We start from the raw sequence: 12,366 nt of genomic DNA, 5'->3' as shown, positions 1-12,366 counted from the left end.
GGGCCGGGATTCGGCGCCGTGTGCGCGGTCCGGTCCGCCGACTAGCCTTAGGTGACCGTTCGGTAACTGATTTCCGAATGCATGTCCCGACTCACCGTTTCCGAACACCGATCCCCGACGGAGGAACCCATGAACGAGAACCCGACCGCCTGGAAGTCGGTCACGGTCGAGCGCACGGGCCATGTCGCCCAGGTGACGCTGATCGGGCCGGGCAAGGGCAACGCGATGGGACCGGACTTCTGGGCCGAGCTCCCGCAGGTCTTCGAGGAACTCGACGCGGACCGTGAGGTGCGGGCGATCGTGCTCACCGGCTCCGGGAAGAACTTCTCCTACGGGCTGGACCTGGCGGGTATCGCCGGCGACCTCGCGCCGGTGCTCGCCGACAAGGCGCAGGCCGCGCCGCGCACCGACTTCCACGACATGATCAAGCGGATGCAGCGTGCGACCACCGCGGTCGCCGAATGCCGCAAGCCGGTGGTCGCGGCGATCTCCGGATGGTGCATCGGCGGCGGCGTGGATCTCATCGCCTCGGCCGACATCCGGTACGCGAGCGCCGACGCGAAGTTCAGCATCCGCGAGGTCAAGGTCGCGATCGTGGCGGACATGGGCAGCCTGGCCCGGCTGCCCGGGATCATCGGCGCCGGCCATCTGCGCGAGCTCGCGCTGACCGGCAAGGACATCGACGCCGCCCGCGCCGAGAAGATCGGGCTGGTCGGCGACGTGTACGAGGACCAGGCCGCGGTGCTGGCCGCCGCGCATCAGGTCGCCGCCGAGATCGCCGCGAACGCGCCGCTGGTCGTGCAGGGCGTCAAGTCGGTACTGGAGCACAGCCGCGCGGCCGCGGTCGCCGACGCCCTGCGCTACGTCGCGGCGTGGAACGCTGCCTTCCTGCCGTCGGAGGACCTCGGCGAGGCCATGGCGGCGGTGTTCCAGAAGCGCGAACCCGAGTTCAAGGGCCGCTGACCGCGACGGGTGAGCGGGGGCTCGCGCGGAGGTCCGCTCAAGGGGCCGACGGGGCGTCGACCGTCCACGTGACCCGAATCATGATCGCCCCGTCGTCGCATCGAATGTCCAGCGCAACGGTGTCGTGACCGCCGACCTCGTGCCCGTTCCCTCGGGCACGGGGTCGACGGTCGGTCTCGGGGATTTGCATTCCTCTGCCCGCGGGCTAATGCTTGACGCATACAACTAGTTGAGACGTGAAAATACTTTCGGGAGGTGACCTCGATGACCGCCGATGTCCGTGTGGCATCCGAGCCCGGCATCGAACCGTACGCAGACGAGCTGGCCAATCAGCTCGGCAGGATGCAGCGGGTCCGTGAGCGGACGATGCACCAGCTGGGATCGCGGGGGCCGGGAGGCCTGGACCTGGCGGCATTCCGCTGCCTGTTCGCGCTCATCGAGCAGGGGCCGATGCGCTCGGGTGCCCTTGCGGAGGCGGTGCTCTCCGATCCGTCGACGGTCAGCCGTCACGTGGCGCAGCTGGTCCAATTGGGCCATCTCGAGCGGCTCGCGGATCCGGAGGACGGACGGGCGAGCGTCATCGCCGTGACACAGGACGGTCGCCGGGCCGCCGCCGAGATGCGTCACCGGCGCAATGCCCGGTTCAGCCAGGTGATCGAGCACTGGTCGATGGAGGACCGCGACGCGCTGCTCAGGTTGCTGACCCAGTTGATCGACGACCAGGAACGAGTCCGACTCGTCCGGGCGGCGGAGTGCGCGAAAGACGCTCCCGACCGGACCGGATCGGCCGACACTTCATTGAGGGAACAGAGATGACCGCCACCAAAGCCGCGCCGCCGGGCGCCACCGCCGAATCGCCGGGTGGGTTCACCCACCGGCAGATCATGCTGATCCTCAGCGGCCTGATGCTGGGGATGTTCCTCGCGTCGCTGGACCAGACCATCGTGTCGACGGCGATCCGTACCATCGCCGACGACCTCAACGGCTATGCGCTGCAGGCGTGGGTGACCACCGCGTACCTGATCACCGCGACGCTGGCGACCCCGCTGTACGGCAAGTTGTCCGACATCTACGGCCGCAAGATGCTGTTCATGTCCGCGATCATGATCTTCGTCGCGGGCTCGCTGTTGTGCACCTTCGCGCAGTCGATGTACATGCTCGCGGCGTTCCGCGCCTTCCAGGGCATCGGTGCCGGCGGTCTGATGTCGCTGGCATTGGCGATCCTCGGTGACATCCTGTCGCCGCGGGACCGCGCCAAGTACCAGGGCTACTTCCTCGCCGTGTTCGGCACCTCGAGCGTGCTCGGACCGGTGCTCGGCGGTCTGCTCGCCGGGACGAACTCGATCGTCGGCATCGCCGGCTGGCGCTGGGTGTTCCTGGTGAATGTGCCGATCGGCGCTGTCGCGCTGCTGGTGGTGTTCAAGAACCTCAAGCTGCCCAAGGTGCGCAACGAGACCCGGATCGACTGGTGGGGCGCCGCGGTGCTCGCGGTCGGCATCGTCCCGCTGCTGATCGTGGCCGAACAGGGCCGCGAGTGGGGCTGGGGCTCGGCGGCATCGTTGAGCTGCTACGTGATCGGCGCGATCGGTGTCGTGGGCTTCGTCCTCGTCGAGATCAAGATGCGCGACGCCGCGCTCATCCCGATGCGCTTCTTCCGCAACATCACCTTCTCGATGGGCGTGGTCATCTCGTTCGTCGTGGGTATGGCGATGTTCGGCGGGATCTCGCTGCTGCCGCAGTACATCCAGGTGGTCAAGGGGTCGACCCCGACGATCGCCGGCCTGCAGATGCTGCCGATGGTCATCGGCCTGATGCTCGGCTCGATCATCTCCGGTCAGCTGATCTCGCGCACGGGCCACTACCGCAAGTACCCGGTCATCGGCGCGGTCCTGCTGACGCTCGGCATGTTCCTGCTGCACTACGTGCACGCCGACACCAGCTTCACGATCGTGATGGCGTTCATGGCGATCGTCGGCTTCGGACTCGGCAACATGATGCAGCCGCTGACCCTGGCCATCCAGAATGCGTTGCCGCCGAAGGACATGGGCGTGTCGACCGCGTCGGCGACGTTCTTCCGTCAGATCGGCGGCACGCTGGGTGTCGCGATCTTCCTGTCGATCCTGTTCGCGCAGATGACGCCGAACATCACCAGCCGGCTGGAGACGGCGGCGAAGGACCCCGATTTCCAGCACGCGCTGGTGCAGGGCGTGCAGAGCACCAACCCGGCCGACGTCACGTTCTCCAAGGGCATCCTGAGCCGTGACTCCGCGGCCGCGGGCAAGGTGCTCAGCGACAGCTCGATCATCCAGCAGCTCAACCCCGAACTGGCGCAACCGCTCAAGGCAGGTTTCGCCGATTCGATGGACACGGTGTTCCTGTCGACGACGGTGTTCGCCGGCATCGCGCTGGTTCTGGTGCTGTTCTGGAAGGAGGTGCCGCTGCGCAAGGCCGGCGGTCTGGCCGCGGCGGCCGAGGAGTCGAGCGGTGAGCAGTCAGGCTCGGGGGCGCCGGCTCCGAGCGAGCCTGCCGCTCCGCCGGTCCCGGCGGCTCCGTCGGGGACCGCGCTCGAAGGCGACCCGGACGGGACCGGACATTCGGGACGGCACCGGGCGGACTGATCCGTCCCTGACGGATCCCGTTCCCATGGACGACGAAACGGCGGCCCCGGGCATCGATGCCCGGGGCCGCCGTTTCGTCGTGCTCGCGGCTCAGTGACCGCCGTTGACTCAGTGCCCGCCGGAATCGGCGAGACGCTTGATCGAACGCTCGATCTCGGCCTCCGCCTCGGCCTTGCCGACCCAGTCGGCCGCCTCGACGTGCTTGCCCGGCTCCAGGTCCTTGTAGTGGACGAAGAAGTGCTTGATGGCCTCCAGCTCGTCCTGCGGGACGTCGGCCAGGTCCTGGATGTGGTCCCAGCGGTGGTCGCCCGCGGGCACGCACAGCACCTTGTCGTCGCCGCCGGCCTCGTCGACCATCTTGAACATGGCGACCGGACGGGCCTCGACGATCACGCCGGGGTACACCGACTGCGGCAGCAGCACGAAGGCGTCGAGCGGGTCGCCGTCCTCGCCGAGCGTGCCCTCGATGAAGCCGTAGTCGGCGGGGTACTGCATCGACGTGTACAGGTAGCGGTCCAGGCGGATGCGGCCGGTCTCGTGGTCGACCTCGTACTTGTTCCGCTGGCCCTTGGGGATCTCGATGGTGACGTCGAACTCCACGCGTCCTCGCTTCGTGTCGGTGTGGTGCAGGTATCGGTGGGAGGATAGCCGGTCCGCACTAGGGTGGACGGACGAAGACCCACTGCGTGCTCGGAGTCGGCGCCGGCCCGACACGTCGCGGAGTGCTCGCTGGTCACGACGGGCGGAGATGAATTGGGCAGCAAGAAGCGCGGGAGTCTCGAGGGACGACGGCGCACCTGGCGCGTGACGGTCATCGTGGTCGCAGTGTTGTTGCTGGTCGGGGCGGGTACGGCGGTCGCGGTCACGCAACTCGGGGGAACGAGTCTGTTCGGTTCCGGCGCGGTCGCCACCGCGGCGGCGCCACCGCTGCAGACCCCGGCGCCGCAGGTGCTCCCGGTGCCTGCCGATGCGCCGGTGCCGTCGCCGGCGGGCTTGGCGCGCACGCTGGCGCCCACCCTCGCGAACCCGGGCCTGGGCTCGTTCACCGGGCAGGTGTCCGACGCCGAGACCGGGCAGGTGCTCTGGCAGCAGGGCGCCGACACCCCGCAGACCCCTGGATCGGTCACCAAGGTGCTGACCACTGCGGCGGCGTTGCTGACGCTGCCCCTCGACCAGCGGCTGACCACGAAGGTGGTGCAGGGTGCGGCGCCCGGCCAGGTGGTGCTGGTCGGCGCCGGCGATCCGACACTGACCGCCCAGCCGGACGGCGAGACGGGTTTCTACCTCGATGCCCCGCACGTCTCCGACCTGGCAGACCAGTTGCGCCGCGCCGGTATCCCCGTCACCAGTGTGGTCGTGGACAAGAGCCTGTTCCCGGGGCCGGGCATGGCCAAGGGCTGGGACGAGTCGGACATCGCCGGCGGCAACATCTCGCCGATCGAAGCGGTCATGCTCGACGGCGGCCGGCTCAGTCCCACCGTCGACGAGTCGCCGCGCAGTCCCACCCCGGCGCTGTACGCGGGACAGACGCTGGCGAAGCAGCTCGGCCTGGACGCCTCCGCGGTCACCGAGGGCACCGCGCCGGCGGGCGCGCAGACGCTGGCCTCCGTGCAGTCGGCGCCGCTGAGCGAGCGGCTGCACGAGCTGATGACGGTCTCCGACAATGTGCTCGCCGAGACGGTCGGGCTCGAGGTGGCCAAGGCGCGCGGTCAGGCGCTGACCTTCGACGGCGCGGTCGCGGCGGTGACCCAGACCCTGCGACAGGCGGGCTTCGACACCACCGGACTGACCCTCGAAGACGTCAACGGCCTGTCCACGTACGACCGTATCCCTGCGCGGCTGATCGACCAGGTGCTCACCGCCGCGGCCGGCCCCTCCCAGCCGAAGCTGCGCCCGCTGCTCGACGACCTGCCGGTCGCCGGCGGTACCGGCACGCTCGCGGACCGTTTCGACCACGCCTCGGCCGCCGCGGCCGGGTGGACCCGGGCCAAGACCGGCACGCTGTCCGGCGTCAGCTCGCTCGCCGGTGTCGTCACCACCGTCGACAACCGGGTCCTCACCTTCGCGCTGATGTCGAACGGCACCTCGCCCGACCAGGCGCGGACGGCGCTGGACGCGGTCGCCGCCGCGCTGCGCTCGTGCGGTTGCCGATGACCGGCGCGGCCGGCGACCCGGACCCCTCGGGGGGCGAACGCAGCCCGCTGGGCGGCGGGGTGGATTGGGCGCTGGCCGCCAAGACCGGCGCACGTCTGGTCCGGCCGGGTCCGGCGATGACCCCGTACACCCGTGCGGCCGCGACCGAGGAGCTCGCCGCCGCCGCGCGGTTCGCCGAGCAGCCGGTGCGGGAGGTGACCGGCCTCGCCGACGGACTGCCGGTGCCGGCCGCGATGGTCGTCGACCGCGCCGGCTGGATCGACGCGGCCGCGGCCTCGATGGGACAGCTGACGGCGGGGCTCGACGGTCAGGGGTCGCGAGACGGCAGTCCCGGCATCGGCGGTCGTGTGGCCGGGGTGCAGGCCGGCGCGGTGTTGGCCTTCCTGTCCACCGCGATCCTCGGCCAGTACGACCCGTTCACCGGCGAGCACGGCACGCTGCTGCTGGTCACCCCGAACGTGATTGCGGTGGAGCGCTCGTTGAAGGTGGCGCCCAAGGACTTCCGGCTCTGGGTCTGCCTGCACGAGGTGACCCACCGGGTCCAGTTCTCGTCGGCGCCGTGGCTCGCCGACTACATGAAGAGCGCGGTCGACCTGCTCGGCGAGGACACCGGGGAGCCGCTGGCGAACATGGCAGGCCGGCTCGCCGCGGAACTGAACCGCCGTCGCCGCGGCGAGGTCGAGCCGGGGGACGGGGGCCTGATCGGGCTGGTCAGCGCGGCCCAGGCCGAGCCCCAGCGCAATGCCATCGAGCGGCTGCTCATGCTCGGCACGCTGCTCGAGGGCCACGCCGACCACGTGATGGACGCGGTCGGGCCGGCCGTGGTCCCGACCGTCACCCAGATCCGCTCGGCGTTCGACGCGCGGCGCCGGCGCACCCCGAGTCCGCTGCAGCGCATCATGCGCGCACTGCTCGGCATGGACGCCAAGCTCGCGCAGTACGTGCGGGGCAAGGCGTTCGTCGACGCCGTGGTCGGCCAGGTCGGGATGGAGCAGTTCAACGCGGTGTGGACCGGCCCCGAGACGCTGCCGCGGCGCGCCGAGATCGACGAGCCGGCGCGCTGGGTCACGCGAGTGCTCGGTTGACCGGACCCGTCCCGCCCGTCTTCTCCCGCCGGCCCGGTCCCGGTGCGTTCGGCGAGGTGCGGCGGGCGCTGCGCGGCTGGCTCGACCGGCACGGCAACGCGTTCCCGGACGCCGGCGAGGTCTGCGTGGGTCTGTCGGGCGGCGCGGACTCGCTGGCGCTGACCGCCGCCGCGGTCGCCGAGTTCGACACCGTCCGCGCGCTGGTCGTCGACCATCGGCTGCAGGCAGGCTCGGACCGGGTGGCCGCACGCGCGGCGCGGCAGGCCGTCGACCTGGGATGCGGCGACGCCGAGGTGCTCGCCGTCGACGTGCACGGAGCCGGTGGGATGGAGGCCGCCGCGCGGCGGGCCCGGTATCCGGCGCTCGCCCGCGCCCGGGGCGGCGCGCCGGTGCTGCTCGCGCACACCCTCGACGACCAGGCCGAGACCGTCCTGCTCGGGTTGGCGCGGGGATCCGGCCCCCGCTCGATCCGCGGCATGAGCGAGTTCGACGCGCCGTGGGGTCGGCCGCTGCTCGGACTGCGCCGCGAGGTGACCCGCCGCGCGTGCGTCGAGTTGGGTCTGGACCCGCACGAGGACCCTCACAACCGCGACCCCGCGTTCACCCGGGTGCGGCTGCGGACCGAGGTGCTGCCACTGCTCGAGGAGGTGCTCGGCGGCGGGGTCGCGCCGGCGCTGGCCCGCACGGCGACGCAACTGCAGGAAGACGGCGCCGTGCTCGACCGCGCGGCGGCGGCGTGCCTGGACCGCGCCCGTGCGGCCGACGGCACGCTGGACGTCGCGGTGCTCGGCGAGGTCGAGGCCCCGGTAGTGCGAAGGGTGCTGCGGGAGTGGTTGCTGGGCGGCGGTGCTCGCGAGCTGACCGACTCCCACCTGCGGGCGGTCGCCGACCTCGTCGTGCGCTGGCGCGGGCAGGGGCCGGTGGCGCTGCCCGGCGGCGGTCCGGGTGCGAGGTTGGTCGCCTCGAGGCGACGTGGCAGGCTGAACCTCGGAACCGAGGGCTGATCCGCTCGGGTCCGGCCACCCACACGCGCAGCCACCCGCCTGGCACGAACAAAAGGGGATAGCGCCTTGTACGACGGCGACATCGCATCGGTCCTGATCTCCGAGGAACAGATCAATCAGCGCACCGCGGAGCTCGCGGAGATCCTGGCCAAGCGCTATCCGCCCTCCACCGACGGCGACCCCGACAGTGATCTGCTGCTGATCGGCGTGCTCAAGGGCGCGATGATGTTCATGACGGACCTGGCCCGCGCGCTGCCCATCCCCACCCAGATGGAGTTCATGGCGGTCAGCTCGTACGGCTCGTCCACCTCGTCCTCTGGAGTGGTGCGGATCCTCAAGGACCTCGACCGCGACATCGCCGACCGCAACGTGCTGATCGTCGAGGACATCATCGACTCCGGCCTGACGCTGTCCTGGCTGATGCGCAACCTCGCGAGCCGCAACCCGCGTTCGCTGGAGGTGTGCACGCTGCTGCGCAAGCCGGACGCCGTGCGCGCCGACCTCGAGGTCGCGAACGTCGGGTTCGACATTCCCAACGAGTTCGTCGTCGGCTACGGCCTCGACTTCGCCGAGCGTTACCGGGACCTGCCCTACATCGGCCTGCTGGATCCCAAGGTCTACAGCTCGTGACCGACGCGACGGCCGCGCAGATCGCCGAGTCGGTTCGGACCGGTTCGGCCTCGGCGACCGGGGCCGTCGAGCGTGCGCTGGCACGTATCGCCGAGCGCGACGGCGAGATCGGGGCGTTCCGCCGGGTGCGCGCCGCCGAGGCGATGGCCGAGGCCGAGCAGGTGGCCGCCCGCACCGACCTGGACCGGCTGCCGCTGGCCGGGGTGCCGGTCGCGATCAAGGACAACGTGGCCGTCGCAGGCGAGAGCCTGCGCGACGGGTCCGCGGGGACGAGCGGGCAACCGGCCGCCGCCGACCATCCGGTCGTCGCCCGGCTGCGGGCGGCGGGCGCCGTCGTGGTGGGACTGACCAATGTGCCCGAGCTGTGCCTGTGGGGCACCTGCGATTCCTCGTTCGGGATCACCCGCAACCCGTGGTCGCCGGGGCGCACACCCGGCGGGTCGTCCGGCGGCTCGGCCGCGGCGGTGGCGTCCGGCATGGTCCCGGTCGCCCACGGCAACGACGGGCTCGGGTCGATCCGCATCCCGGCCGCGAACTGCGGACTGTTCGGGTTCCGCCCCGGCCGCGACGTGGTGCCCGCCGAGCTGGGCGAGAACGCGTGGTTCGGCATGTCCGAGAACGGTCCGCTGACCACGACGGTCGCGGATGCGGCCCTGCTGCTGTCGGTGTTGGCCGGCCGGCCGGAACTGGCCGACCCCGCCCCTGCACCCGGACTGCGGATCGCGCTCGCGCCGGGGTCGCCGAGCCCGGTGATCGGCGTCGACCCCGCCTGGTCGGGCGCGGCGGCCCGGGCGGGCGAGGTGCTGTCCGGGGCCGGCCACACGGTGACCTCCGCGCGGCTGCCGTATCCACGGAACCTCGCCCCGCTGTTCGAGCGGTGGACCGCCGGCGCCGCGGCCGATGCGCGCGGGCTGGACCGGAACCTGCTGGCGCCGCGCACCCGGCGGCACGTCGCGATCGGGCGGGTTGTCGAGCGATTGCGGCTTGTCAACCCGGGCCAGCTGGTCGGGCTCGAGGCGCGGGTGCGGGAGTTCTTCGCGGACCACGATGTCGTGCTGACGCCGACGCTGGCGCGGTTCGCGCCCGAGGCGGCGCGGTGGTCCGAGAAGTCCTGGCTGTCCAACATGGCGGTCAACCTGCGGTACGCGCCGTTCCCGGCCCTGTGGAATCTGCTCGGCTGGCCGGCCGCGAGCGTGCCCGCCGGCGTGGACCCGGGCACCGGCCTGCCGGTCGCGGTGCAACTGGCGGCGCTGCCGGGCGGCGAGTCGACGCTGCTGGCCCTGGCCGCACAGCTCGAGGCGTTGATGCCGTGGCAGCGGGTGGCGCCCGGCTACCGCGACTGATCAGGTCGGGAACCGAATGCGGACGCCGGACGTTGCCCCCATGTCGGGGTGTCGCGATCCCCGTCGGTGGACCGTGCGGCACGGTTGTCGCAAGGTAGCCTGATAGTGCCGGTGAGCAGCCGGATCCTCATGACCTGGAAGGACGAGGCCACCTCGGCCGACGCTGTATGAACCGCAAGACTGTGTTCCGCAACCTGGCGATTCTTGCTGGAATCGTGCTGATCATCTGGGCGTTCTTCCACTTCAGCGACAGCACGCGGGGGTACACCTCCGTGGACACGTCGGTCGCGATCACCCAGCTGCAGAAGGGCAATGTCGAGTCCGCGCAGATGGACGACAAGGAGCAGCAGCTGCGGCTGACGCTCAAGGCGCCCGCGGACGGCACCGACGGCGCGAAGCAGATCATCACCAAGTACCCGAGCGGTGTGTCGGGCCAGCTGTTCGACGACCTCAAGGCCGCGAACCTCAAGGACTACAACACCACCGTCACGCAGGACAGCATCCTCACCTCGATCCTGGTCTTCGTGCTGCCGATGGTGGCGATCCTGGCGCTGTTCATGTTCATGATGAACCGCATGCAGGGCGGCGGTAAGGGCGTCATGGGCTTCGGCAAGTCCAAGGCCAAGCAGTTGACGAAGGACATGCCGAAGACGACGTTCGCGGACGTCGCCGGCGCCGACGAGGCCGTCGAAGAGCTGTACGAGATCAAGGACTTCCTGCAGAACCCGGCCCGCTACCAGGCCCTCGGCGCCAAGATCCCCAAGGGCGTGCTGCTGTACGGCCCGCCCGGCACCGGCAAGACGCTGCTCGCCCGCGCGGTCGCCGGCGAGGCCGGTGTGCCGTTCTTCACGATCTCCGGTTCGGACTTCGTCGAGATGTTCGTCGGTGTCGGCGCCTCCCGCGTGCGCGACCTGTTCGAGCAGGCCAAGCAGAACAGTCCGTGCATCATCTTCGTCGACGAGATCGACGCGGTCGGCCGCCAGCGCGGCGCCGGGCTCGGCGGCGGGCACGACGAGCGCGAACAGACCCTCAACCAGCTGCTGGTCGAGATGGACGGCTTCGGTGCGCGCACCGGCATCATCCTGATCGCGGCGACCAACCGCCCCGACATCCTCGACCCGGCGCTGCTGCGGCCCGGCCGGTTCGACCGGCAGATCCCGGTCGGTAACCCGGACCTGGCGGGTCGTCGAGCCATCCTGAAGGTGCACTCGGCGGGCAAGCCGATCGGCCCGGACGCCGACCTGGACGGGCTGGCCAAGCGGACGGTGGGCATGTCCGGCGCGGACCTGGCCAACGTGATCAACGAGGCCGCGCTGCTCACCGCGCGCGAGAACGGCACCGTGATCACCGGCGAGTCGCTCGAGGAGTCCGTGGACCGGGTGATCGGTGGGCCGCGGCGCAAGAGCCGCATCATCAGCGAGCACGAGAAGAAGATCACCGCCTACCACGAGGGCGGTCACACGCTCGCCGCGTGGGCGATGCCGGACATCGACCCGATCTACAAGGTCACGATCCTCGCCCGCGGACGCACCGGCGGCCACGCGCTCGCGGTCCCCGAGGACGACAAGGGTTTGATGACCCGTTCGGAGATGATCTCGCGGCTGGTCATGGCGATGGGGGGACGCGCGGCCGAGGAACTCGTGTTCCACGAGCCGACCACCGGCGCGTCGTCCGACATCGACCAGGCCACCAAGATCGCCCGCGCGATGGTCACCGAGTACGGCATGAGCGCGAAACTGGGTGCGGTCCGCTACGGCCAGGAGCAGGGCGACCCGTTCCTGGGCCGGTCCATGGGCATGCAGTCGGACTACTCGCACGAGGTCGCCCGGGAGATCGACGAGGAGGTGCGCAAGCTGATCGAGGCGGCGCACACCGAGGCGTGGTCGATCCTCAACGAGTACCGCGACACCCTCGACGTGCTCGCCGGGGAACTGCTCGAGCGTGAGACGCTGCACCGCAAGGACCTGGAGAAGATCTTCGGGGACGTCGAGAAGCGCCCCCGGATCACCGCGTTCGACGACTTCGGCGGGCGCACCCCGTCGGACAAGCCGCCGATCAAGACCCCCGGTGAGCTGGCGATCGAGCGCGGCGAGCCGTGGCCGCCGCCGGTCCCCGAGCCCGCCTACAAGCGTCGCCTCGCGGAGGAGCAGGCAGCCGCCAACGCGGCCGCGACCGGACCGAACGGTCACGGCGCGCCGCAGTACGGTCAGCCCTACCCGGTGCATCCGGCGCAGAACGCCCCGCACGGCGCGCTGCCGAACTACGGCGCACCTCCCGGGTGGTCCGCGCCCGGATGGCCGCCGCGCGACGGCGCCCAGCAGCCGGTCGGCCCGGGCTACGGTGCTCCCGGCTACGGCGCGCCGGGATATGGCGCACCGGGCTACAGCGCTCCCGGCGGCTACGCCCCATCGGGCCAGGCCGCGCCGGGGCAGGGGTCGACCGGCGAGGACGGCGCGGGCAGTGGCAACGGTGCGGGCAGTGGGCACCAGGGGCCGCAACCGAGCACCGGTTCGGACGCCGAGAGCAACCACTGGAATGCTGAAGACGGTAAGCGTTGACCACTCGCGGC

Annotated in this window: 10 protein-coding genes; 9 read left to right on the top strand and 1 reads right to left on the bottom strand. The window is 71.0% G+C overall.

The window, feature by feature from the left end:
- Positions 1–129: 129 nt before the first annotated feature.
- From G4X40_RS04090 to G4X40_RS04080, 3 genes are all read left to right on the top strand, one after another.
- Positions 130–963, top strand: a complete 834-nt coding sequence (locus G4X40_RS04090; protein WP_277830322.1) for a crotonase/enoyl-CoA hydratase family protein — start codon at positions 130–132, stop codon at positions 961–963.
- A 264-nt stretch (positions 964–1,227) separates the two neighbouring features.
- On the top strand, positions 1,228–1,779 hold the full coding sequence (locus G4X40_RS04085) for a MarR family winged helix-turn-helix transcriptional regulator (protein ID WP_277830321.1): 552 nt from the start codon (positions 1,228–1,230) through the stop codon (positions 1,777–1,779).
- Complete coding sequence (locus G4X40_RS04080) at positions 1,776–3,581, top strand: MDR family MFS transporter (protein ID WP_277830320.1); 1,806 nt, start codon at positions 1,776–1,778, stop codon at positions 3,579–3,581. Before G4X40_RS04085 ends, G4X40_RS04080 begins: the two co-directional genes overlap by 4 nt.
- A gap of 108 nt (positions 3,582–3,689) precedes the next feature.
- Here the strand turns inward: G4X40_RS04080 and G4X40_RS04075 are convergent, their stop codons facing one another.
- Complete coding sequence (locus G4X40_RS04075) at positions 3,690–4,181, bottom strand: inorganic diphosphatase (RefSeq protein ID WP_277830319.1); 492 nt, start codon at positions 4,179–4,181, stop codon at positions 3,690–3,692.
- 153 nt (positions 4,182–4,334) lie between these two features.
- Here G4X40_RS04075 and dacB point away from each other — a divergent pair, with 153 nt between their 5' ends.
- The 6 genes from dacB (at position 4,335) to ftsH (ending at position 12,355) form a co-directional block, all read left to right on the top strand.
- Positions 4,335–5,735, top strand: coding sequence for a D-alanyl-D-alanine carboxypeptidase/D-alanyl-D-alanine endopeptidase (gene dacB / locus G4X40_RS04070; RefSeq protein ID WP_277830317.1), 1,401 nt, complete (start codon positions 4,335–4,337; stop codon positions 5,733–5,735).
- The gene (locus G4X40_RS04065) at positions 5,732–6,820 is read left to right on the top strand and encodes a zinc-dependent metalloprotease (RefSeq protein WP_277830315.1); all 1,089 of its coding nucleotides are present in this window, start codon (positions 5,732–5,734) and stop codon (positions 6,818–6,820) included. The genes dacB and G4X40_RS04065 overlap by 4 nt, the downstream gene beginning before the upstream one ends.
- Positions 6,817–7,824 carry a tRNA lysidine(34) synthetase TilS gene (tilS, locus tag G4X40_RS04060; RefSeq protein WP_408642109.1) on the top strand — a complete coding sequence of 336 codons (1,008 nt, stop codon included), beginning with the start codon at positions 6,817–6,819 and terminating at the stop codon, positions 7,822–7,824. Before G4X40_RS04065 ends, tilS begins: the two co-directional genes overlap by 4 nt.
- A 66-nt stretch (positions 7,825–7,890) precedes the next feature.
- Complete coding sequence (hpt, locus tag G4X40_RS04055; protein WP_277830313.1) at positions 7,891–8,454, top strand: hypoxanthine phosphoribosyltransferase; 564 nt, start codon at positions 7,891–7,893, stop codon at positions 8,452–8,454.
- On the top strand, positions 8,451–9,797 hold the full coding sequence (locus tag G4X40_RS04050; protein WP_277830311.1) for an amidase: 1,347 nt from the start codon (positions 8,451–8,453) through the stop codon (positions 9,795–9,797). Before hpt ends, G4X40_RS04050 begins: the two co-directional genes overlap by 4 nt.
- 167 nt (positions 9,798–9,964) lie before the next feature.
- Entirely contained in the window at positions 9,965–12,355 is a 2,391-nt protein-coding gene (gene ftsH / locus G4X40_RS04045) for an ATP-dependent zinc metalloprotease FtsH (protein ID WP_277830309.1), read from the top strand.
- Positions 12,356–12,366: the final 11 nt, after the last annotated feature.

This window comes from Speluncibacter jeojiensis (assembly GCF_029589495.1).
Classification (GTDB): domain Bacteria; phylum Actinomycetota; class Actinomycetes; order Mycobacteriales; family Mycobacteriaceae; genus Speluncibacter; species Speluncibacter jeojiensis.
Note: the sequence above shows the minus strand (reverse complement) of the source record. Positions and strands in the feature narration are given on the sequence as shown.

Bases quoted from the DNA above. Each gene is read 5' to 3' on its own strand.
- G4X40_RS04090 (WP_277830322.1), top strand. From the start codon at position 130: ATGAACGAGAACCCGACCGCCTGGAAGTCGGTCACGGTCGAGCGCACG.
- G4X40_RS04085 (WP_277830321.1), top strand. From the start codon at position 1,228: ATGACCGCCGATGTCCGTGTGGCATCCGAGCCCGGCATCGAACCGTAC.
- G4X40_RS04080 (WP_277830320.1), top strand. From the start codon at position 1,776: ATGACCGCCACCAAAGCCGCGCCGCCGGGCGCCACCGCCGAATCGCCG.
- G4X40_RS04065 (WP_277830315.1), top strand. From the start codon at position 5,732: ATGACCGGCGCGGCCGGCGACCCGGACCCCTCGGGGGGCGAACGCAGC.
- ftsH (WP_277830309.1), top strand. From the start codon at position 9,965: ATGAACCGCAAGACTGTGTTCCGCAACCTGGCGATTCTTGCTGGAATC.